The following is a 22,408-nucleotide window of genomic DNA, read 5'->3' as shown; positions in this document are numbered from 1 at the left end:
CTGCAGGGGGGACCCTGTGGGAGAGTAGGACGCCGCCGAACAATTTTTAGCCTCAACCCCCGGACCTGGTCCGGGGGTTGAGGCATTTTTGCGTTGCGCTTCTTTCGGCCATCTCTTGATGTGGCCATGACATTTCAAGGTCGCTGTGGCACCCTCGTGGCGCACCGCACTCCGAACCCGGGTGGCTCACCCAGCGGCTCGGGTTCCCCCCACCCACAACGCTGTGGCAAGGAGGAGCGACTGACATGAAGTACACCCCCACACTGACCGGATTGGCTGCCTTGGTGATCGCGGCCGGCATCGGTGCTTCCACGACGGCGTACGCCGACACGACTGAGGAGCGCAAGGTCGACGGAGTGATCGTCGTCTCGGGGAACACCTGCAGCTGGACCAACGCCACCGCCAGTGCCAGTCCGCCGAGCGCTCTCACCGTCGACCGGGCCACCATCAACAAGCCTGGTGGCAACCTGACGTGCGGCGGGGGCATATCCGCCTCGCTCAACAACAACCCGGCCTTCACCTTCGACGATGCCGCCGGTACCGCGAGGACCGACGTCATCGACATCACCGGGCAGCAGTCGTTCGTCTCCTGCCGGTACAAGGCGACGAACATCGTCTGGAACCGGGACGGGGCCACCAGGAAGTACCTGAACACGCCGTTCACGGCATCCAAGGTCTCGGGCTCGTTCCTGTGCCCGGGGTCCTTCAGTGCCGCGGCCGGGGAGGCCTCCGTCGTGTTCCGTTGATTGATTCGGATGCAGTGAGCGATATCGGTGGTCGGTGCGGCGTGTTCGCCGCGCCGACCACCGGTTCGTGTGGGTCAGAGGCGGCCGGCGGCCTTCAGGGCCAGGTAGGCGTCGGCCAGGGCCGGGGCCAGGTTGTCGGGAGTGGCGTCGACGACCGTGACCCCGTGGCGACGGAGCTGGTCGGCCGTGCGGTGGCGCTGGGCCTGGGCCTGGGTGGCGGCCGCGGCTTCGTAGACGCCGTCGATCGTGCCGCGGCGGGTGGCCATGTCGGCCGTGTGCGGGTCCGCTACCGAGGCCAGCAGGACCGTGTGGCGCTGGGTGAGCTGAGGGAGCACCGGGAGGAGGCCCTCCTCGATCGGGGCCGCGTCGAGGCTGGTCAGCAGCACGAGGAGGGAGCGGCGCGGGGCTCGGGCCAGGGCGGTGGCGGCAAGGCCTCGGGCGTCCGTCTCCACGAGTTCGGGTTCGAGCGGGGCGAGGGCGTTGACGACGGCCGGCAGGACGTCGCCGGCGGAGCGGCCCTGTACCTGGGCGCGGAGTCGGCGGTCGTAGGCCAGGAGGTCGACGCGGTCACCGGCGCGTGCGGCGAGGGCGGTGAGGAGGAGGGCGGCGTCCATCGCGGCGTCGAGGCGGGGGACGTCCCCGACGCGTCCGGCGGAGGTGCGGCCGGTGTCGAGGACGATGAGGATGTGGCGGTCGCGCTCGGGGCGCCAGGTGCGGACGGCGACGGTGGTCTGGCGGGCCGTGGCCCGCCAGTCGATGGAGCGGGTGTCGTCGCCGGGGACGTACTCGCGGAGGCTGTCGAACTCGGTGCCCTCGCCGCGGGTGAGGACGCTGGTGCGGCCGTCGAGCTCGCGGAGGCGGGCAAGGCGTGACGGCAGGTGCTTGCGGCTGGCGAAGGAGGGCAGAACGCGCAGCGTCCACGGCACGGTGTGGTTGCCCTGTCGGGCGGCCAGGCCGAGGGGGCCGTAGGAGCGGACGGTGACGCGGACGGCGTGGCGGTCGCCTCGACGGGTGGGGCGCAGGGACGTCGTGAGGCGTCGGCGTTCGCCGGCGGGGACGGTCAACGTGTGGCGTGAGGCGGCCTGTTCGGAGCCGGGCAGCCAGCTGCTGGGCGGCCAGGCGTCGCGGAGCTGGGCGCGCAGGCGGCGGCTGGAGGGGTTGGTGACGGTGAGCTGGACCTCGGCGGCGTCACCCAGTCGAACTGTTGTGTCACCGCTTCGGGTGAACTGCAGCGTTCGCACTGGCGCGGCCCTCGCGTAGTCGCACAGAATTGCGAGTGCGAGGGGTGCGTTCACCGCGAGCATCCCCGTCCAGCTGGGGGCGAGGATGCCCACGGGGAGTGATCCGAGAGCGGCGAGCAGGGCGGTTCGTCCGGTGAGGGCCATGGGGCGCCGTTCTCAGCGGGGTACGGGGACGTGGGCGAGGATCGAGTTGATGACGGAGTCGGCGGTGACGCCCTCCATCTCGGCCTCCGGGCGGAGTTGGACGCGGTGGCGGAGCGTGGGGAGCGCGAGGGCCTTCACATCGTCCGGGGTGACGTAGTCCCGGCCGGTGAGCCAGGCCCAGGCGCGGGCGGTGGAGAGCAGGGCCGTGGCACCTCGGGGGGAGACGCCGAGGGTGAGTGAGGGGGAATCACGCGTGGCACGACAGATATCGACGACATAGCCGGCGATCTCGGGGCTCACCGAGGTCTTGGCGACGGCATCGCGGGCGGCCTCGAGTTCGGCGGGGCCGGCGACCGGTCGGACTCCGGCGGCCTGGAGGTCGCGGGGGTTGAAGCCGTTCGCGTGCCGGGTCAGGACGTTGATCTCGTCCTCGCGAGAGGGCAGCGGGACCGTCAGCTTCAGCAGGAAGCGGTCGAGTTGGGCTTCGGGGAGCGGATAGGTGCCCTCGTACTCGACCGGGTTCTGGGTCGCCGCGACGAGGAACGGGTCCGGGAGCGGACGGGGGATTCCGTCGACGGTGACCTGGCGTTCCTCCATGGCCTCGAGGAGGGAGGACTGGGTCTTGGGGGGCGTCCGGTTGATCTCGTCGGCGAGCAGCAGGTGGGTGAAGACCGGGCCGGGCTGGAAGGAGAACTCGGCGGTGCGGGCGTCGTAGACGAGGGAGCCGGTGACATCGCTCGGCATCAGGTCGGGGGTGAACTGGACGCGCTTGGTGTCGAGTTCGAGCGTTGCCGCGAGCGCGCGGACCAGCAGCGTCTTGGCGACGCCGGGGACGCCTTCGAGGAGTACGTGGCCCCGGCACAGGAGGGCGACGACGAGACCGGTGACGGCGGGGTCCTGGCCGACCACGGCCTTCCCGATTTCGGTGCGCAGGGCCTCCAGGGAGGCGCGGGCGCTGTCCGAGCTCGTCGGGGTCTCGGGGGTCGGGGCGCTCATGAGGTGCGTACCTCTCTTTCGAGGGCGTCTAGTTGGTCAGCCAGGTGGATGAGTGCGGCGTCGTCGGCGGGGGCCGGGCCGAAGAGCAGGTCCCTGGGGTCCGCGCCGGTTCCGGGGAGCCTCGTGGAGAGCGCGGGGAGCAGGGTCTCGGGGGAGTGCGCGTCCTGGGCGGCGACGCCGAGGAGCGGGGCGATCCGGGTGCGGGTCGCGGTGCGCAGGACGGCGGCGGCGCGGTCGCGGGCGTCGGCCTTGCGGTAGAGGCGGGCGCGGCCCTCGGTGGCCTCGGAGGCGCGGATGGCGACCGGGAGGGGTTCGGTCACCAGGGGGCCCAGGCGCCGTCCTCGCCAGATGGCGGCGAGGACGGCGGCCAGGGCGAGTTGGAGCGTCCCCCAGAGCCAGCCCGGGGGGACGAGCGAGAAGAAGGAGTCGGTGGTGCTTTCGGGGGTCCCGTTCCCGGGAGTGCCGTCGGCGGCGGACGGATCTGTCAGGGAGGGGAGGTACCAGAGGAGATGCGGGCGGGAGCCGAGGAGCTGCAGGGCGAGCGAGGCGTTGCCCTGCTCGTCGAGACGTTCGTTGGTGAGGATGTCGGCCGAGCCGAGGAGGACGGTGTCACCGCCTCCGGGGGTGGACAGCGCGACGAGGGTGGGCCGGTCGTCGGCGGGGTAGCAGGTGGTCGCGCCGTCGGTGTCGACGGTGTAGCGCTCGCCGCCGATGTCGACGCTGCCGGCGCGCACGGCGGCGGGAAGGGCGCAGTGCGGTTCGCGGGCCTTCACCGAGGTGCTGGGTGCCGTGGTGACGTCGGGGGCGAGGGTGCCGAGGGACGCGGATCCGGCGCCGACGAGGACGGTGCGGCCGCCGGAGGCGGTCATGGTCCGCCGCAGGACGGTCTGCTGATGGTCGGTCAGCAGGTCCGGTGTGGTGACCAGGAGGGTGCTGTCGGCGTCGGCGGCGGTCGTGGCCTCGTCGAGGGTGGTGACCACCTGGACGGTGACGCCCTGGGCCCTGAGGATCTCGGCGACGGCGCGGCTGCCGTTGGGGTCGGCCGAGCGCGGGTCGAGGTGGCCGTGGTGGTCGGCGGAGCGCACGGTCGCCAGGACCAGGCCGCCGATGAGGACCAGGGCGAGGACGACGAGCACACCGCGGGCCCGGGCCCAGAGCTGGCGGGGTGCGAGCGAGGTCGAGGTGGTGCTGGTACGGGGCCGGCTCATACGGGCGCCCCCGCGTCGGCGGTGTCGAGGGTCGGCCTGGTCCGCTCCAGGGAGGTGTCCAGGTTCTCGATGCGGCGGTACGCGGCTTCGTCGGCGGTGCGGCCGCCGTATGTGACGTCGTCGAAGGAGCGGGCCGCGGCGCGGAGTTCGTCGGTGTGGGCGGGCAGGGTGCGGGCGGCCTCGGCGGCGGCCTCGTCGGCGGTGCGGCCGGGGCGGGGGTCGAGCAGCGTGCGCTCCTCCAGGGAGCGGACGATGGCTCGCATCCGCTCCTGGACGGCCTGGTTCCAGCGGCCTGCGGCGGCGTGTCGGGCGGCGGCGGTCCGGTGGTCGTCCGCGGTGCGGGGGCCGTCCTCGAAGAGGGAGTCGCCGTCGGCGGAGGTGCGTCGGGGGGTGCCGAGCCGCCACCAGAGCGCGGCGACCAGGGCGAGTACGACCACGACGAGTACGACCAGTCCGAGCAGGCCGCCGGGGGTCGCGCTCGCGGCCGCGTCGAAGAGGCCGCCGACCCATTCCCAGAAGCGGTTCAGGCCGCGTTCGAGGAGGCTGGGGTCGTTCTCGTGGTACATCGGTTTGGACAGTTCCCGCTCCGCCGCCTCCCGTGCGGGGTCGCGGGGAACGTCCACCGGTACGTCGTCGGCGCCCAGGAACGGCCGCCGCGCCGTGATCGTGCCCCCCGTTTCGATCACCCCGTCAGCTCCCGGTGGCCGGTTCGCCGGGGGCGGGGCCGTAGCCGGGGACACCGGCGGCTCGGGCGAGTTCGAGGTCCAGGGCTTCGCGGCGGATGCGCTGGTCGACGTAGAGGAGGACGGTCACACCGGCCGAGATCGGGTACGTGATCGCGTTGATGAGGACGCTGCCGATGCCGGTGATGATCAGGAAGGGCCAGCCGAACTCGGGGGTGGAGTCGGAGAGCAGGCTGCTGAACCCGTCGCCGTCCGCCGCCATTCCGGCGATGGTGAACGGGACGAGGACGATCATCGCGACCAGCAGGATGATCAGCTGGGTCAGCAGCGTGATGCCGAAGATCCGCCACCAGGAGCCCTGGACCAGCTTGGCGGACCGCTTCAGCGACGTGATGACGCCCTGCCGTTCCAGCATCAGGGCGGGCGAGGCCAGGCTGAAGCGGACCATCAGCCAGATGACGACCACCAGTCCGCCCAGCGCGCCCAGGGCGACGAGCAGCGCGCCGGCCGCGGAGCCGATGAGGAGACCGGGCAGCAGGGCGACGGTCATGATGCCCGCGCTCATCAGCGGCAGGAGCAGGGTCAGCCCGCAGAGCTTGAGCACCCGGGGCCTGGCCTCCTGCCAGGCGGCGCCGAGCGTGACCGGGCGGCCGAGGACCGCGCGGCTGATGACCACGGTGAGCAGCGCGGCGCTGACCAGGGTGGCCATGATGAGGATGAGGAACGCCGGGATGGAGGCGATCAGGCTCGTCTGCAGGGAGTCGCCGAGCTGGGCCAGGGCCTCGTCCGGGGTCGCGTCCCGGTTGATCGCGGGCGGCGTGGGGACCAGGTAGCGCTGGACGAGGATCTCGGCGATCTGCGAGATCACCGCGACGGTGACCGTGATCGTGAGGACCGTGCGCCAGTAGGTGCGCATCGTCGACACCGCGCCGTCGAGGATCTCGCCCATGCCCAGGGGGCGCAGCGGGATCACACCGGGCTTGGCGGCCGGGGGCCGCCCCCAGTTGCCGTAGGGCGGCTGTCCGCCCCAGCCCTGGCCGGGGCGGGGTGCAGGTGCCTGCCCGGGGACCGGGGCGGTCGGCGGGGACCACTGTCCGGCGGGCGGCTGGTCCTTGGACCACTGGGGGGCGGAGTCGTTCACGTCACCGGGCGTCGCGGGCCGGGGGACCCCGGCGCCGTCCTGGCCGTCGGAGGGAGCGGACCCGGGCGAGGTCCAGCCCGGAGTGTCGTTCACGGTCGTCCACCTCGAGGAATGGTCGCGGGGCCGACTCGGCGAGCCGGCACGGTCACAGGGGCCGTCCCCATGGGGGCGGCGGGCCGTGAGCCATCGTGCCACGAGGGGCCCTTCGGCGGGCGGGGGCCTGTATCACGTTCGTACCGCCATCGATCCCACCGTGGACGGGGACCGGGCGCAGATCGGGCGGATGTCTGATCAGTGGGGACAAAACGCGGCGGGCGCTGGGCGAGCGGCCGTCGCGGGGGAGCGGCCGGTGGTGCGGGCGGAGGTGTTCCCGTGGGCTGAGTGGGGCCGCTCAGGGTACGGTTCAGCACGGCTGACGGGGGTTACGGGGGTGACATCCATGTCCGGTATCGACACTCACGGACACCGACCGTCAACGGTGGGCAACCGCGGACGTCACCGCAGGTCAGTGAGGTATCTCACCAGCCGCCTTGAGACTGATACGGAAATGGGATGATGTCGATATGAAGGGACGCGTTCTCGTCGTCGACGACGACACCGCACTGGCCGAGATGCTCGGGATCGTGCTGCGGGGTGAAGGGTTCGAGCCGTCGTTCGTCGCGGACGGCGACAAGGCGCTCGCGGCATTCCGCGAGGTCAAGCCGGACCTGGTGCTGCTGGACCTGATGCTGCCCGGAAGGGACGGCATCGAGGTGTGCCGGCTCATCAGGGCCGAGTCCGGCGTGCCCATCGTCATGCTGACGGCCAAGAGCGACACCGTCGACGTCGTCGTGGGCCTGGAGTCCGGGGCCGACGACTACATCGTCAAGCCGTTCAAGCCGAAGGAGCTCGTCGCCCGGATCAGGGCGCGGCTGCGGAGGTCGGAGGAGCCCGCCCCTGAGCAGCTCGCCATCGGTGACCTGGTCATCGACGTGGCCGGGCACTCGGTGAAGCGGGACGGGCAGTCCATCGCCCTGACGCCGCTCGAGTTCGACCTGCTGGTCGCGCTGGCGCGCAAGCCGTGGCAGGTGTTCACCCGCGAGGTCCTGCTGGAGCAGGTCTGGGGCTACCGCCACGCGGCCGACACCCGGCTGGTGAACGTGCACGTCCAGCGGCTGCGCTCGAAGGTCGAGAAGGACCCGGAGCGGCCGGAGATCGTGGTGACCGTCCGGGGCGTCGGTTACAAGGCGGGGCCGAGCTGACATGAGTATGGGCAGTGCTGCTCCAAAGGCCGGGGACCGAGGAGTCCGGTCGGGGCGGGCTGCCGGACCGGGGCGGGGGGGCTCGCGTTTCGGCCGTCTGCTCCAGGACGGGGCGCCGGGTGGTTCGGCGCTCCGGCTCCTCGCGCGCTGGGTGCGTCGTCCGCTGCTGCCCGCCGTACGGCTGTGGCGGCGGAACATCCAGCTGCGGGTGGTCGCGGGCACGCTGCTGATGTCGCTCGGCGTGGTGCTGCTGCTCGGCCTGGTCGTCATCGGCCAGGTCCGCAACGGGCTCCTCGACGCCAAGGAGCAGGCCGCCCAGAGCCAGGCGGCCGGCGGGTTCTCCGCCGCCCAGGACAAGGCGGCGACCACGCCGGCCGGGCCGGGCGGGCAGGAGGGCGGCCGGGCCGGTTCCTCGCTCACCTGGCGTTCCACGCTGGTCGAGCAGCTCGCCAGCGGTGGCCAGAGCGCGTTCAACGTGGTCGCGCTCTCCCTGGAGGACTCGGACGGGCCCGCGAGCCGGGGCGCCCGCGCCTCCGGCGAGGTCGACCCCGCCACGAGCATCCCCGCCGAACTGCGGCACTCCGTCGGGCAGGGCGCGGGCACCTTCCAGACGTACACCCGGATCCACTACACCAACGGCAAGAGCTCCGAGCCGGGGCTCGTCGTCGGCAAGCGGCTCAACGACTCCGAGGGCACCCAGTACGAGCTGTACTACCTCTTCCCGCTGACGCAGGAGGAGGACTCCCTCACCCTGGTCAAGGGCACTCTGGCGACGGCCGGGCTGTTCGTCGTGGTCCTGCTCGGCGCGATCGCCTGGCTCGTGGTGCGCCAGATCGTCACGCCCGTACGGATGGCGGCGGGGGTGGCCGAGCGGCTGTCGGCCGGGCGGCTGCAGGAGCGGATGAAGGTCACCGGCGAGGACGACATCGCCCGCCTCGGTGAGGCCTTCAACAAGATGGCGCAGAACCTCCAGCTGAAGATCCAGCAGTTGGAGGAGCTGTCGCGGATGCAGCGGCGGTTCGTCTCGGACGTGTCGCACGAGCTGCGGACCCCGCTGACGACCGTACGGATGGCGGCCGACGTCATCCACGAGGCGCGCGTCGACTTCGACCCGGTCACCGCGCGCTCCGCCGAGCTGCTCGGCGACCAGCTCGACCGCTTCGAGTCGCTGCTCGCCGACCTGCTGGAGATCAGCCGCTTCGACGCCGGAGCGGCGGCCCTGGAGGCCGAGCCGATAGACCTGCGCCAGGTCGTACGGCGGGTGATCGGCGGCGCCGAGCCGCTCGCCGAACGCAAGGGCGGCCGGATCGTGGTCGTCGGCGACGAGCAGCCGGTCGTGGCCGAGGCGGACGCCCGCCGGGTCGAGCGGGTGCTGCGCAACCTGGTGGTCAACGCGGTCGAGCACGGTGACGGCCGGGACGTCGTCGTCAAGCTGGCCGCCGCAGGCGGGGCCGTCGCGATCGCCGTACGGGACTACGGCGTGGGCCTCAAGCCGGGCGAGGCGACCCGGGTGTTCAACCGCTTCTGGCGGGCCGACCCGGCACGCGCGCGTACCACCGGCGGGACGGGGCTCGGCCTGTCCATCGCCGTCGAGGACGCGCGGCTGCACGGCGGCTGGCTGCAGGCCTGGGGCGAGCCCGGCGGCGGCTCGCAGTTCCGGCTCACCCTGCCGCGGACCGCGGACGAGCCGCTGCGCGGCTCCCCGATCCCGCTGGAGCCGGAGGACTCCCGGCGCAACCGGGAGGAGGCCAGGAACCGGCCCGGCGTCCCGGGACCGGGACGCCCGCACGGGGAGACGCGGGGAAACGCCACGCACCAGGGCCAGGTGTCGCTGCCGGTGCAGCCCGGGGGAGCCCGGCCGGCCCTGCCCGTACCGCCGCGGGTGCCGCCGGCGGCACGGGCCACGGTGGATCCGACGGCGTTGCCGGGCAGTGGTGCCCGGGTGGTCGCGCGGGCCACGGCGGAGGCCGACAGCGGTGAGGCGAGGGCCTCGACGCACGCCGAGGGGGAGGACGGAACACGTGGGCGCTGACTTCCGAGGCGGGCGGAAGGCGGCCAGGTCGAGCGTGCTGCTCGCGTGCGGCGGGCTGCTGGTGGCCGGGTGCGCGACGATGCCCGACGGCGGGGACGTACGGCAGGTGAAGGCGTCCAACCTGGGCGACTCGCAGGTCCGCGTCTACGCGGTGCAGCCGCGTGAGAACGCCGAGCCGGACGAGATCGTCGACGGCTTCCTGGAGGCCATGACCAGTGACGATCCGGGGTTCGCGACGGCCAAGAAGTATCTGACGAAGCAGGCCGCGAAGAACTGGAAGCCGGAGCAGAGCATCAACGTGCTCACCACGGCGCCGGACCGCGAGCAGGCCGACCGGCTGCCCGACCCCGAGACGCAGGGGCGGTCCTACCCGATCCGCGGCCGGCAGATCGCGACCGTCGACGCCCGGCACGCCTACCAGCCGAGGAAGCCCACCGAGTACCGGGACTTCATCCACGTCGTGCAGCAGCCCGCCGCCGACGGGAAGGGCAAGGAGTGGCGCATCGACCACCTGCCCCCCGGTCTGGTCCTCAGCGAGGCCGACTTCCAGCGGAACTACCGCTCCGTCAATACGTACTACTTCGCGTCCGGTGAGGACTGGGTCGTCGCCGACCCGGTGTACATCCGGCAGCGGCAGGACCCGGTGACCCGGATGGACCCGGTGACGCAGACCGTCAAGGCGCTGCTCGAAGGGCCGACGAACTGGCTGCAACCCGCCGTCGATTCGCGTTTCCCGTCCGGTACGCGGCTGAAGGACGGTGTCACCGCGCTCGCGACGGACGACCAGTCGACGCTGAAGGTGCCGCTGAACGCGAAGGCCGACCGGGTGGGCGGGGAGGTGTGCCGCGAGATGGCGGCCCAGCTGCTGTTCACCCTGGGCGACCTGACGTCCGTGCGGGTCGAGCAGGTGGAGCTGCAGCGGGGTTCCGACGGCGGCCGGCTGTGCGTGCTGTCCAAGGCGCAGGCCGAGGAGTTCGCTCCGGTGCGCGACTCGGGACGGGCGGAGAACCCGTTCTTCGTCGACGAGGAGGGCATGCTCAGGACGCTGCCGGTCGGCGGCAAGGAGGACGCGCCGGCCGAAACGACCCTGGGGCCGTTCGGCAAGGGCGCGACGCCGCTGCGGTCGGTCGCCGTCGACCGGGACGAGAGCCGCGCGGCCGGGGTCGGCAAGGACGGCAAGGAGCTGCGCGTGGCGTCGATCCTCGCCGACCACGAGCTGCGGCCCCCGCTGGTGTCGAGCACCGCGGCCCGGCCCGAGGACCGGCTGTCCGTGCCGAGCTGGGACGGGCGCGGTGACCTGTGGGTCGCCGACCGCGACCCGGCCGACCCGAAGCTGTGGACCGTGCCGGACGGTGAGGGCACGCCTGTCGAGGTACGGGCCCCCTGGCTGACCGGCGGCGTGCGCGTGGAGTCGCTGCGGCTCTCCGCGGACGGCGTGCGCATCGCCCTTCTCCTGAAGGAGAAGGACGGCCGGACGACCCTGAAGATCGGGCGGGTCGAGCGGGAGGGCGACGCGACGCGGCCGACGGTCTCGGTCGTGGACCTGCAGGCCGTGGCGCCGCGCATGGAGACGGTCACGGCCGTGTCCTGGGCCGGCCCGAGCCGGCTCGTGGTGGTCGGCAAGGAAGCCGGTGGCGTCCAGCAGGTCCGGTACGTCCAGACCGACGGCGCGACGTCGGCGGCCTCGGTGCTGCCGGGCCTCAACGGGGTGACGGCGGTGACCGCTCCCAACGACGACAGGGCACCGGTCGTCGCGGACTCCGGCAACGACGGCATCGTGCGACTGGTGCCCGGGGCGAACTGGCAGCGGCTCGTCAAGATCGCGGGCAGGGCGCCGGTCTACCCGGGGTAGCCGGCGCGCCGCGGGGTCCCTCCAGGGCCGTGCCGCCAGGGGCCTCTCCGGGCGCTCGTGGGGCGTTGTCCACAGGGGTGGCCGGGTCGGTTCCGCAGGAGGACAGTGGAGCCATGCGCGGGTGGTGGCGCGAGATCGCCGGGCTGGTGCTGCCGGTCGCCTGTGGAGGCTGCGGCAGCCCCCGTACGGAGCTGTGCCCGCCGTGCCGCGAGGAGCTGAGCGGGCCCGGGCCGCGCCGGGTCACGCCCCTGCCCGAGCCGGCCGGGCTGCCGGTGGTGCACGCCGCCGCGCCGTACGCCGACGCCGTGCGCTCCGTGCTGCTCGCCCACAAGGAGCGGGGCGCGCTCTGTCTGGCCGAGCCGCTCGGCGGCGCGCTCGCGGGCGCCGTGGAGGCGGCTGCCGGGCGCTGTGACAGCCCGGGGGCCGGCCCCCTTCTCCTCGTACCGGTGCCCTCGTCCCGTCGCTCGGTGCGGGCGCGTGGCCACGATCCGACCCGGCGCGTCGCGCTCGCCGCCGCGGGGCGGTTGCGCCGTCGGGGGCGGGCCGCACGGGTGATTCCGGTCCTGCGTCAGCGTCGTGCCGTCGCGGACCAGTCGGGACTCGGCGCCGCGGGACGTTTCGCCAATCTGGCCGGGGCACTGGAGGTCGTGGCGGGCGGTGCACGGCTCATGGAACGCGGGCGGGTGGTGCTCGTCGACGATCTGATGACCACGGGCGCGTCGCTGGCCGAGGCGGCGCGGGCACTGAGTGCCGTACACCCCTCGTTCATTCCGGGACTGAACGGAGGAGATGTGGAGAGAGGATCCCTACGCCCGACGGCGGCGGTGGTCGCCTGTTCTCCATCGTCGTTCGACATACGTTCGACATAAACCGGAACTGCCCGGGGACTTGCATCGTTGCAGGTGGTGAGAGGTGAATACACCCGTACGGAGGTATGTCGCCGCAGCGGGTGCCGACACCCGACCGAACGAGCTATGTTCGGTTGTGAGGAGTGGCGAATGCTACGCCTCACCGAATGCACGGGTGCGCCTACAGGACAGGAGTTCAGGGCGAATTAACCTCAGGTTGGTGGGGTGGGGATCTTGCCGACTGGGGAGGAGGAGGTGAAAGTCGCCAAGTCCGAGGCTCCGGCATTCACCGGAGTCTGGTGCAAAGGGAGATGCTCAGTGGCGTAGGAGCCGATCTGAGCGATCCGGGAACGGAGTTCTGCGTGGACATCGTCGTCAAGGGCCGCAAGACCGAGGTGCCCGAGCGGTTCCGCAAGCACGTGGCCGAGAAGCTGAAGCTGGAGAAGATCCAGAAGCTCGACGGCAAGGTGATCAGCCTCGACGTCGAGGTGTCCAAGGAGCACAACCCGCGGCAGGCCGACCGGTCCGACCGTGTGGAGATCACCGTCCATTCCCGAGGCCCGGTGATCCGGGCGGAAGCGGCAGCAGGCGACCCGTACGCAGCGCTCGACCTCGCCCACGGCAAGCTCGAGGCGCGACTGCGCAAGCAGCACGACAAGCGGTACACCCGCCGCGGCAACGGCCGGCTGTCGGCCGCGGAGGTCGCCGACGTGGTGCCGGGTGTCGCCCAGCTCAACGGGAACGGCCAGCTGGTCGCCGAGGAGTCCGGTGCCGTGCCCACCACGATGATGGGCTCCATCGAAGTACAGGGCGAAGGCCCCCTGGTGGTCCGCGAGAAGACGCACGCGGCCGCCCCGATGACCCTCGACCAGGCGCTCTACGAGATGGAACTCGTCGGTCACGACTTCTATCTGTTCGTCGACTCCGACACGAAGCAGCCGAGTGTCGTCTACCGGCGACACGCGTACGACTACGGCGTCATCCACCTGGAGAGCGACCCGCTCGCCGAGGGTGGCGGCGCCGGCGGTGCCCTCGGCGGCTGACCCGCAGCCCGCAGGCACCCCCCCACCACATCCACAACTGTCCATCTCGGTGCCCCTGGAGCGCCCCGTGCGCCCCCAGGGGCACCCCCGTGCGACCACGGGATCGCCGCGTCGTCGCCCGGGCATGAAATCATGGCGTGCACGCCAACCGGTGCTCCCTGAGCAGCGGTTGGAGGACCGAACACGAATTCAGGCCATGGCCTTCAGGGGGAGGAACGATGGCGGACAGCTTCGGGCCGGTGCACAGCGGGCGAGAGTCCGATGGCGCGGCCTTCCCCGAGGGATCGGATTCGGCCAGCGGGGACTCCCGCAAAGAGCCGATCCGGGTCCTTGTGGTGGACGACCATGCCCTCTTTCGCCGGGGTCTGGAGATCGTCCTTGCCCAGGAGGAGGACATCCAGGTCGTCGGCGAGGCGGGTGACGGGGCGGAGGCGGTCGACAAGGCCGCGGATTTGTTGCCCGACATCGTCCTGATGGATGTGCGGATGCCCAAACGAGGCGGCATCGAGGCGTGTACGTCCATCAAGGAGGTGGCCCCCAGCGCGAAGATCATCATGCTGACGATCAGCGACGAGGAGGCCGATCTCTACGACGCGATCAAGGCGGGCGCGACCGGCTATCTCCTGAAGGAGATCTCCACGGACGAGGTCGCCACGGCGATTCGCGCGGTGGCCGACGGCCAGTCGCAGATCTCGCCGTCGATGGCGTCCAAACTCCTCACCGAGTTCAAGTCGATGATCCAGCGGACCGACGAGCGCCGCCTTGTGCCCGCGCCCCGGCTGACCGATCGCGAGCTGGAGGTGCTGAAGCTGGTCGCCACCGGGATGAACAACCGGGACATCGCGAAGGAACTCTTCATCTCCGAGAACACGGTGAAGAACCACGTCCGGAACATCCTGGAGAAGCTGCAGCTGCACTCCAGGATGGAGGCCGTGGTGTACGCGATGCGGGAGAAGATCCTCGAGATCAGGTGAGGGCCGCGGGGCACACGCCCTCGGCCACGCGCCCCGGCCACGCGTCCTGGGCTCGCGTCCTGGGCAAGCGCCCCGAGGGCTCGCGCCCCGGGCATGCGCGCCCCGCGGGGCGCCCCCGGTGTGTCCTCAGCCGAGGGCGGCGGTCAGGGCCTTGGCGATCGCCGGGGTGTCCGTGCGCTCGATGCGCACCGCGTCGCAGCCCACCCACTCGGCCGCCTCGCGCAGTGCCTGAGCCATCGGCGCGACCGCCTTGGCGGACTCCAGGGACACCTGGCGGGCCACCAGCGTGCGGCCGTCCCGGGCCGGGTCCACCCGGCCCAGCAGCTTGCCGCCCGCGAGCAGCGGCATCGCGAAGTAGCCGTGCACGCGCTTCTGCTTCGGCACGTACGCCTCCAGGCGGTGCGTGAAACCGAAGATCCGCTCCGTCCGCGGCCGCTCCCAGATCAGCGAGTCGAACGGCGAAAGCAGCGTCGTACGGGGCCGTCCGCGCGGCTCGCTCGCCAGCGCCGCCGGGTCCGCCCAGGCCGGCTTGGACCAGCCCGCGACCGCGACCGGGACCAGGCCCGAGGCCTCGACGACCGCGTCGAACTGCTCGCTCTTCAGCCGGTGGTAGTCGGCGATGTCCGCGCGCGTGCCCACCCCGAGCGCCTCGCCCGCCTGTCGGACCAGCCGGCGGAGGCACTCGGTGTCGTCCAGCTCGTCGTGGAGCACCGCGTCCGGGATCGCCCGCTCGGCCAGGTCGTAGACCCGCTTCCAGCCGCGCCGCTCGGTGCACACCACCTCGCCGTACATCAGGGCCCGCTCGACGGCGATCTTCGACTCGGACCAGTCCCACCACTCGCCCTTGTTCTTCGCGCCGCCGAGCTCCGTCGCCGTCTGCGGGCCCTCGGCCCGCAGCTGCTTGATCACCGCGTCGTACGCGCCGTCGGGCAGGTCGTGGTACCACTGCGGGCGGCCGCGGTAGGCGCGGCGCCGGAAGGCGAACAGCGGCCACTCCTCGACCGGCAGGATGCAGGCCGCGTGCGACCAGTACTCGAAGGCGTGGCCGTCGGTCCAGTACGCGTCCTCGACCGTCGTACGGCCCACGGCGCCCAGGCGCGCGTACGGGATCAGCTCGTGCGAGCGGGCCAGGACGGAGATCGTGTCGAGCTGGACCTGCCCGAGGTGACGCAGCACGCCCCGCACGCCCGCGCGGCGGTCGGGCGCCCCCAGGAAACCCTGGGCGCGCAGGGCGATGCGGCGGGCTTCGTCCGCGGACAGTTCGGCGACGGGCTGCGGCGTGGTGGTCATGATCCGCACCCTAGACGGCGGCACTGACACTCAGGCCGCGGAAGGCGGAACCGGCGGCTGGGCGGGCTGCGCCGGCAGATACGGCAGGGAGCCCGGCAGCCCCAGGTCGGAGGGGAGCAGCGAGCCCACCCAGGTGTCCCGCAGGACCCCCTTGTTCGGCAGTGCGGCCCGCAGGACGCCCTCGATCCGGAATCCGGCCTTCTCGGCCGTGGCCAGCGAGCCCACGTTGCCGACCTCGGCCCGCCACTCCAGGCGCGTGCAGGCCAGGTCCGTGAAGGCCCAGCGGGCGAGGGCGAGGACGGTCTCCGTCATGTAGCCGCGGCCCCGGTGCTCCTTGGCCGTCCAGAAGCCGATCTCCCAGCTGCCCGAGCGCGGGTGGTGGAGCGCGGCGGCGGCGAGGAGCGGGCCGCCCTCCCGGAGCCGTACGGCGAAGGAGTACTCGGTGTCGTTGCGCCAGCCGTCCGGGACGATCCGGTTGAGGAAGAACTCGGCGTCCTGACGGACGTAGGGCGAGGGCACCGTCGTCCAGCGCTGGATGTCGGGGTCCTGGCAGTGGGCGAGGACCTCGTCCAGGTCCTCCGGCCCGAAGGTCTCGAGGGTCAGGCGGTCCGTGGTCAGTGTCGTCGGCTCCATGACGGAATTCTGGTCAGCGCGGACCACCGCGGCGAGCGGTTTTCGTGACCGGGCGAGCCGAACACTTTTCGGGTGGCGCGGCACCTTCGGCGCTTCTCGTGCGTTCTCATTCCGGGCAGCGGTGACGCTCCGGCCCTCGGGCCTCCCGGCGCGGCGGCGGTCTCGCTTACGATGGCCGTTGCGGTGGGGACCACCTGCCGTGCCCGCGCCCGAGTCCATCACACGACCCAGTGCCAGGCCCGACCGGCAAGGAGACCAGCCTCAGTGTCCGTCTTCAACAAGCTCATGCGTGCAGGCGAAGGCAAGATCCTGCGCAAACTGCACCGCATCGCGGACCAGGTCAACTCCATCGAAGAGGACTTCGTCAACCTCTCCGACGCCGAGTTGCGTGGGCTCACGGAGGAGTACAAGCAGCGGTACGCCGACGGCGAGAGCCTCGACGACCTGCTCCCCGAGGCCTTCGCGACCGTCCGCGAGGCCGCCAAGCGCGTCCTCGGCCAGCGTCACTACGACGTGCAGCTCATGGGCGGCGCCGCCCTCCACCTCGGCTATGTCGCCGAGATGAAGACCGGTGAGGGCAAGACCCTCGTCGGTACGCTCCCGGCCTACCTGAACGCGCTGTCCGGCAAGGGCGTCCACCTGATCACGGTGAACGACTACCTGGCCGAGCGCGACTCCGAGATGATGGGCCGGGTCCACAAGTTCCTGGGCCTGACCGTCGGCTGCATCCTGGCCAACATGACCCCGGCCCAGCGCCGTGAGCAGTACGGCTGCGACATCACGTACGGCACGAACAACGAGTTCGGCTTCGACTACCTCCGCGACAACATGGCGTGGTCGAAGGACGAGCTCGTCCAGCGCGGCCACAACTTCGCCTGTGTCGACGAGGTCGACTCGATCCTGGTCGACGAGGCCCGTACGCCGCTGATCATCTCCGGCCCGGCCGACCAGGCCACGAAGTGGTACGGCGACTTCGCCAAGCTGGTCACCCGCCTCACCAAGGGCGAGGCCGGTGTCCCGCTCAAGGGCATCGAGGAGACCGGCGACTACGAGGTCGACGAGAAGAAGCGGACCGTCGGCATCCACGAGTCCGGCGTCGCCAAGGTCGAGGACTGGCTGGGCATCGACAACCTCTACGAGTCGGTGAACACCCCGCTCGTCGGGTACCTGAACAACGCCATCAAGGCCAAGGAACTGTTCAAGAAGGACAAGGACTACGTCGTCATGGACGGCGAAGTCATGATCGTCGACGAGCACACCGGCCGTATCCTCGCCGGCCGCCGCTACAACGAGGGCATGCACCAGGCGATCGAGGCGAAGGAAGGGGTGGACATCAAGGACGAGAACCAGACGCTCGCCACGATCACCCTGCAGAACTTCTTCCGCCTCTACGACAAGCTCTCCGGCATGACCGGTACGGCCATGACCGAGGCCGCCGAGTTCCACCAGATCTACAAGCTCGGCGTCGTCCCGATCCCGACGAACAGGCCGATGATCCGCAAGGACCAGTCGGACCTGATCTACCGGACCGAGGTCGCCAAGTTCGCCGCCGTCGTCGACGACATCGCGGAGAAGCACGAGAAGGGCCAGCCGATCCTCGTCGGTACGACGTCGGTCGAGAAGTCCGAGTACCTCTCGCAGCAGCTCTCCAAGCGCGGCATCCAGCACGAGGTGCTCAACGCCAAGCAGCACGACCGTGAGGCCACGATCGTCGCGCAGGCGGGCCGCAAGGGCGCCGTCACCGTCGCCACGAACATGGCCGGCCGAGGCACCGACATCAAGCTCGGCGGCAACCCGGACGACCTCGCCGAGGCGGAGCTGCGCCAGGCGGGCCTCGACCCGGTCGAGCACGTCGAGGAGTGGGCCGCGGCCCTCCCCGCCGCCCTCGAGCGCGCCGAGAAGGCCGTGAAGGCGGAGTTCGAGGAGGTCAAGGAGCTCGGCGGGCTGTACGTGCTCGGCACCGAGCGCCACGAGTCGCGCCGGATCGACAACCAGCTGCGCGGCCGTTCCGGCCGTCAGGGCGACCCGGGCGAGTCCCGCTTCTACCTCTCCCTCGGTGACGACCTGATGCGCCTGTTCAAGGCCCAGATGGTCGAGCGCGTCATGGCCATGGCCAACGTGCCGGACGACGTGCCGATCGAGAACAAGATGGTCACCCGCGCCATCGCCTCCGCCCAGTCCCAGGTCGAGACCCAGAACTTCGAGACGCGTAAGAACGTCCTGAAGTACGACGAGGTCCTCAACCGGCAGCGCGAGGTCATCTACGGCGAGCGCCGCCGCGTCCTGGAGGGCGAGGACCTGCACGAGCAGATCCAGCACTTCATGGACGACACGATCGACGACTACATCCGCCAGGAGACCGCAGAGGGCTTCGCGGAGGAGTGGGACCTCGACCGGCTGTGGAACGCGTTCAAGCAGCTCTACCCGGTGAAGGCGACCGTGGACGAGCTGGAGGACGCGGCCGGTGACCGCGCGGGCATCACGGCCGAGTTCATCGCCGAGTCCGTCAAGGACGACATCCACGAGCAGTACGACGCCCGTGAGAAGTCGCTCGGCTCGGACATCATGCGCGAGCTGGAGCGCCGCGTGGTCCTCTCCGTGCTCGACCGCAAGTGGCGCGAGCACCTCTACGAGATGGACTACCTCCAGGAGGGCATCGGCCTGCGCGCGATGGCCCAGAAGGACCCGCTGGTCGAGTACCAGCGCGAGGGCTTCGACATGTTCACCGCCATGATGGAGGGCATCAAGGAGGAGTCCGTCGGCTACCTGTTCAACCTGGAGGTCCAGGTCGAGCAGCAGGTCGAGGAGGTCCCGGTGCAGGACGCGGCGCCGTCCCTCAGCAAGCAGGACGCGGTGCCGGCGGGCAACGGGCGCCCGGAGATCCGCGCGAAGGGCCTGGAGGCCCCGCAGCGTCCGGACCGGCTGCACTTCACCGCGCCGAAGGTGGACGGCGACGGCAGCGTCGTCGAGGGCGACTTCGTCAGCGAGGACGCGTCGGCCGGCGGTGACGGTCTGACGCGTGCGGAGCGGCGCAAGGCGCAGAAGAGCACGGGCGGGCGTCGCCGCAAGAAGTAGCCCCCGGGGGTTTCCCTGCGGTGGAGAAGTAGCCCTGGGATTTCCTGGGGTGGAGGGGCCGGGCACCTGGTGGGTGTCCGGCCCCTCCGTCGTGCTGCGGGCGCGCTGGCGGGCCGGCAGCACGGGCGTGTTTCAGGGGTGGGCGGTCTGGGGTGGCACGCGTGCGTGGAGGCCGTCCAGCTCCACGGCCGCGCAGCGCCAGCGGCGGTCGGCGCCGGGTTCGAGGCGGAAGGCCATGGCCCGTACCCCCTGGCCCGTCGCGACGCTGGCGAAGGCCTCAAGACCGCCCGTGGTGGTGGGCTGGGCGTGGCAGCGGCGCAGGACGGGACGGATGGTCCCGTGACCCCCGAAGGGGGTCGTGGGGGCCAGCTGGACCAGCTGCTCGTACGCCTCGCCCACGGTGTGGCCCAGCATCCAGTGGACGGGCCGCTGGCCGCTGAGGACGAGCAGCAGACGCTCGGCGAAGTAGGTGTGGGTGGGGAGGGCGCGGGGCGCCGTACGGGCGCGTGGCACCGTCGCTCCCGGGCGCGCCCCGGCGGAGCCCCGGGGGCCCGTGCCCGCGGGGCCGCGGGGTGCGGTGCGGCTGGTGGTGGGCGTGTGCGTGGTGGTGGTGCCGGCCATCGTGGGTCCCCGTCCCTCGTGATTCTGGTGTGCGTCTGCGCCCGGTGGTCTACCCGGCGGTAACTTCTGTTGGGGATCTTGTACGGGGACGGTTCGCGGCGTCGCAAGGCGGCGGGGAGGGGCCGGCGAGGTACCGGCGGGTTCACCTATCAGGGTGATGGGGCCTGTGCTCCGGGTCTGTCGGCGTGGGGTGGGGGATCCCTCGGGTGGACCGGCGAGACCGTCGCCCGAAGACCCCGATGGGGTACTCCGCACGTATCCTGAGGGCGTTTCCGACTACGAAAGCGGCCAGCCATGCGCGTGTACGTCCCCCTGACCCTTCCCGGTCTCGCACAGGCGCACAAGGCGGGCGAGGTCGGGCCCGGTCCGCTGACCGCCTACGCCGTCACGCCCGCGCTGCGCGAGTGGTACGTCTCCGACGACATCGAGGAGCTCGAGTACGCGGCGCTCAACCGGGCCGCCGCCGCGTCGCTGCGGCTGCTCGCCGGGGACCCCTCGGCCGCGCGGCGCCGGATCGTCGTCGCGGTCGACGTGCCCGACAAGGAGGCCGTGGTCGACCCCGACCGGGGGCTCGACGCCGGTTCGCTGGGCGAGGTCCGTATCGCCGGAGCCGTGGCGCTGGCCAAGGCGGCGGCCGTGCACGCCGACGCGGACGACGCCGAGGCGGACGTCTCGGCGGCGGCGGACGCGCTGGGCGCGGCGGACCTGGGCGACGACGACGCGCAGTTCACGGTGGACGGGGCGGAGGACCACGAGCTGCTGTGGTTCGGGGTGCAGGAGATTCCGGGGCTGCTCGGCTGACTCCTCGCGTGTCGGTGGTCGCCGGTACCGTCTTTGCATGGGGAAGCACGGGAAGCACCACGGGAAGCACCTGGTCTGGGACTGGAACGGCACGCTGCTCGACGACATCGAGGCGGTCATCGGCGCGACGAACGCGGCCTTCGCCGAGCTGGGTCTTGAGCCGATCACGCTCGCGCGGTACCGGGAGCTGTACACGGTGCCGGTGCCGAAGTTCTACGAGCGGCTGATGGGGCGGCTGCCGACGGATGCCGAGTGGCTCGTCATGGACGACGCCTTCCACCGGCACTACTGGCAACGCGCTGACGCGTGCGGGCTGACGGCCGGGGCGGCGGAGCTGTTGGCCGCGCGCCAGGAGTCCGGGTTCACGCAGTCGCTGCTGTCGCTCGCGCCGCACACCGAGCTGGTGCCGCTCGTGCGGCGGCACGGGATCGAAGAGCGGTTCGTGCGCGTGGACGGGCGGATCGGGTCGTCGACGGAGGGGAAGTCGGCGCACATGGTGCGGCATCTGGAGGCGCTGGCGGGCGTGGCGCCCTCGCCCGAGCGGGTCGTGGTGATCGGCGACGCGGCCGATGACGCGCGGGCGGCGCGGCATGTGGGGGCGCGGGCGGTGCTGTACACCGGGGGGTCGCACAGCCGGGCGTCGCTGGAAGCGGTGGGGGTGCCGGTGGTGGACTCGCTGGCGGAGGCGGTCGCGGTGGCGGAGGAGCTGGTCTAGGGGGCGGTGGCGCTGCGCGGCGGTGCGGGCTGCCGGGCCGGTGCGGCCGGGTGGGGGCGCGCCCGGCCTTCGGCCGGGCTGGGTGTTCCCACCCGCACCACCCGTGCGGCTGAGACGACAGACGTGCGGGTCCTCTCGTGGGTGGCCCGGCGCCGTCGGCGGCTGCCGCCTGTGTGTCGGTCGTAGGGGGGCGGGGTCGGTGGGTGGTCCCGTGTGCGGCCGCCCGCCGAGCCCGCCCCGCCCGCCGGCTCTCAGCCCGCCGCTCGCAGGACCTTCAGGAACTCGCGCATCCACGTCGGGTGGTCCGGCCAGGCCCTCGAGGAGATCAGGGTGCCGTCCACCACCGCCTCCGTGTCCTGGAAGGTCGCGCCCGCCGCCTGCATGTCGAGCTCCAGGGCCGGGTACGCCGTCACCCTGCGGCCCTCCAGGCCGCCGATCGCGGCCGTCAGGAGCGGGCCGTGGCAGATCTGGGCGACCGGCTTGTCCGCGTCGAAGAAGGACTTGAGGATCTTGCGGAGCTCCGGGTCGTTGCGGAGGTACTCCGGCGCCCGGCCGCCCGGGATCACGACCGCCACGTAGTCGCCCGGGTCCACCTCGGAGAAGGCCAGGTCGGCGGGCCAGGTGTAGCCAGGCTTCTCCGTGTACGTGTCGTAGCCCGGCTCGAAGTCGTGCACGACGAAGCGGAGCTGCTTGCGCGCGGGGGCCGCGATGTGGACCTCGTAGCCCTCTTCCAGGAGGCGCTGGTAGGGGTACATCACCTCCAGCGACTCCGCCGCGTCCCCGGTGACGATCAAGATCTTTGCCATGGTGACTCCCGGATCTCGGATCTCGGTTTCCTGCCCCAGGACACTGTGTCGCTGTCCATATCGTCAAACTTCCACCCCCTCTTTTGTACACATACGGACCATGACGATCGGGGGGGCTGGAGCGATAGGCTTTTCCCGTGATCAGCGCGATACGCCGAGGGGGCAGCGAAGCCCCCGGCCATCGCCCGGAGCGCCTACGCGGCCGGGCCGACACGGCGTTCGCTGATTCTCACGCCCCGGGCGCCGGGCCAGAAATGGCTGATAACGGCTCGGGCATCTCCCATCGCGGCATAACGTCGACATCGACCGGTATCACCG

19 protein-coding genes are annotated in these 22,408 nt (G+C 71.7%); 10 read left to right on the top strand and 9 right to left on the bottom strand.

What is annotated here, in order from left to right; genetic code table 11:
* The first annotated feature begins 245 nt into the window (after positions 1-245).
* On the top strand, positions 246-746 hold the full coding sequence (locus ACF09C_RS20375) for a hypothetical protein (protein WP_392092974.1): 501 nt from the start codon (positions 246-248) through the stop codon (positions 744-746).
* Between the two features lie 74 nt (positions 747-820).
* Here the strand turns inward: ACF09C_RS20375 and ACF09C_RS20370 are convergent, their stop codons facing one another.
* From ACF09C_RS20370 to ACF09C_RS20350, 5 genes are read right to left on the bottom strand one after another with little or no spacing between them, the layout of a single operon-like run.
* The gene (locus ACF09C_RS20370; protein ID WP_392092972.1) at positions 821-2,131 is read right to left on the bottom strand and encodes a DUF58 domain-containing protein; all 1,311 of its coding nucleotides are present in this window, start codon (positions 2,129-2,131) and stop codon (positions 821-823) included.
* 12 nt (positions 2,132-2,143) lie between these two features.
* Positions 2,144-3,127 carry an AAA family ATPase gene (locus tag ACF09C_RS20365; RefSeq protein ID WP_392092970.1) on the bottom strand — a complete coding sequence of 328 codons (984 nt, stop codon included), beginning with the start codon at positions 3,125-3,127 and terminating at the stop codon, positions 2,144-2,146.
* Positions 3,124-4,335, bottom strand: a complete 1,212-nt coding sequence (locus tag ACF09C_RS20360; RefSeq protein WP_392092968.1) for a DUF4350 domain-containing protein — start codon at positions 4,333-4,335, stop codon at positions 3,124-3,126. The genes ACF09C_RS20365 and ACF09C_RS20360 overlap by 4 nt, the downstream gene beginning before the upstream one ends.
* Positions 4,332-5,021 carry a DUF4129 domain-containing protein gene (locus ACF09C_RS20355; protein WP_392092966.1) on the bottom strand — a complete coding sequence of 230 codons (690 nt, stop codon included), beginning with the start codon at positions 5,019-5,021 and terminating at the stop codon, positions 4,332-4,334. Before ACF09C_RS20355 ends, ACF09C_RS20360 begins: the two co-directional genes overlap by 4 nt.
* A 4-nt stretch (positions 5,022-5,025) precedes the next feature.
* The gene (locus ACF09C_RS20350; RefSeq protein WP_392092964.1) at positions 5,026-6,252 is read right to left on the bottom strand and encodes a hypothetical protein; all 1,227 of its coding nucleotides are present in this window, start codon (positions 6,250-6,252) and stop codon (positions 5,026-5,028) included.
* 470 nt (positions 6,253-6,722) lie between these two features.
* On the opposite strand from ACF09C_RS20350, the gene mtrA reads away from it, so the two are divergent.
* The 6 genes from mtrA (at position 6,723) to ACF09C_RS20320 (ending at position 14,149) form a co-directional block, all read left to right on the top strand.
* Complete coding sequence (gene mtrA, locus ACF09C_RS20345) at positions 6,723-7,400, top strand: two-component system response regulator MtrA (RefSeq protein ID WP_055539974.1); 678 nt, start codon at positions 6,723-6,725, stop codon at positions 7,398-7,400.
* A 1-nt stretch (position 7,401) separates the two neighbouring features.
* Positions 7,402-9,432, top strand: a complete 2,031-nt coding sequence (gene mtrB, locus ACF09C_RS20340; RefSeq protein WP_392092962.1) for an MtrAB system histidine kinase MtrB — start codon at positions 7,402-7,404, stop codon at positions 9,430-9,432.
* Complete coding sequence (locus tag ACF09C_RS20335; protein ID WP_392092961.1) at positions 9,422-11,284, top strand: LpqB family beta-propeller domain-containing protein; 1,863 nt, start codon at positions 9,422-9,424, stop codon at positions 11,282-11,284. The genes mtrB and ACF09C_RS20335 overlap by 11 nt, the downstream gene beginning before the upstream one ends.
* Positions 11,285-11,397: 113 nt before the next feature.
* A complete protein-coding gene (locus tag ACF09C_RS20330) occupies positions 11,398-12,153 on the top strand; it encodes a ComF family protein (RefSeq protein ID WP_392092959.1) in 756 nt (251 codons plus the stop codon).
* 341 nt (positions 12,154-12,494) lie between these two features.
* Entirely contained in the window at positions 12,495-13,175 is a 681-nt protein-coding gene (gene hpf / locus ACF09C_RS20325) for a ribosome hibernation-promoting factor, HPF/YfiA family (protein WP_362423456.1), read from the top strand.
* 218 nt (positions 13,176-13,393) lie between these two features.
* The gene (locus tag ACF09C_RS20320) at positions 13,394-14,149 is read left to right on the top strand and encodes a response regulator transcription factor (protein ID WP_362423492.1); all 756 of its coding nucleotides are present in this window, start codon (positions 13,394-13,396) and stop codon (positions 14,147-14,149) included.
* 126 nt (positions 14,150-14,275) lie between these two features.
* On the opposite strand, the gene ACF09C_RS20315 is transcribed toward ACF09C_RS20320, so the two are convergent.
* The gene (locus ACF09C_RS20315; RefSeq protein ID WP_392092956.1) at positions 14,276-15,439 is read right to left on the bottom strand and encodes a winged helix-turn-helix domain-containing protein; all 1,164 of its coding nucleotides are present in this window, start codon (positions 15,437-15,439) and stop codon (positions 14,276-14,278) included.
* Positions 15,440-15,469: 30 nt separating this feature from the next.
* On the bottom strand, positions 15,470-16,072 hold the full coding sequence (locus ACF09C_RS20310) for a GNAT family N-acetyltransferase (RefSeq protein WP_392092954.1): 603 nt from the start codon (positions 16,070-16,072) through the stop codon (positions 15,470-15,472).
* Positions 16,073-16,336: 264 nt separating this feature from the next.
* Here ACF09C_RS20310 and secA point away from each other — a divergent pair, with 264 nt between their 5' ends.
* Positions 16,337-19,147 (top strand): preprotein translocase subunit SecA, encoded by a 2,811-nt coding sequence (gene secA / locus ACF09C_RS20305; protein ID WP_392092953.1) that lies wholly within the window; start codon positions 16,337-16,339, stop codon positions 19,145-19,147.
* Positions 19,148-19,279: 132 nt separating this feature from the next.
* Here the strand turns inward: secA and ACF09C_RS20300 are convergent, their stop codons facing one another.
* Positions 19,280-19,768: an Rv3235 family protein gene (locus tag ACF09C_RS20300; RefSeq protein ID WP_392092952.1), complete on the bottom strand. Its 489-nt coding sequence runs from the start codon at positions 19,766-19,768 to the stop codon at positions 19,280-19,282.
* Positions 19,769-20,062: 294 nt separating this feature from the next.
* On the opposite strand from ACF09C_RS20300, the gene ACF09C_RS20295 reads away from it, so the two are divergent.
* Together ACF09C_RS20295 and ACF09C_RS20290 are read left to right on the top strand one after the other, a co-directional pair.
* Positions 20,063-20,569, top strand: coding sequence for a DUF6912 family protein (locus tag ACF09C_RS20295; RefSeq protein WP_392092950.1), 507 nt, complete (start codon positions 20,063-20,065; stop codon positions 20,567-20,569).
* Between the two features lie 37 nt (positions 20,570-20,606).
* The gene (locus ACF09C_RS20290; protein WP_392092949.1) at positions 20,607-21,284 is read left to right on the top strand and encodes an HAD family hydrolase; all 678 of its coding nucleotides are present in this window, start codon (positions 20,607-20,609) and stop codon (positions 21,282-21,284) included.
* 251 nt (positions 21,285-21,535) lie between these two features.
* Here the strand turns inward: ACF09C_RS20290 and ACF09C_RS20285 are convergent, their stop codons facing one another.
* Positions 21,536-22,090: a DJ-1/PfpI family protein gene (locus ACF09C_RS20285; protein ID WP_392092947.1), complete on the bottom strand. Its 555-nt coding sequence runs from the start codon at positions 22,088-22,090 to the stop codon at positions 21,536-21,538.
* Positions 22,091-22,408: the final 318 nt, after the last annotated feature.

It is taken from the genome of Streptomyces sp. NPDC014870, from assembly GCF_043081505.1.
In the GTDB taxonomy this organism is placed as follows: Bacteria; Actinomycetota; Actinomycetes; order Streptomycetales; family Streptomycetaceae; genus Streptomyces.
The sequence above is the reverse complement of the archived record's forward strand: the minus strand, read 5'-3'. Positions and strand labels throughout refer to the sequence as shown.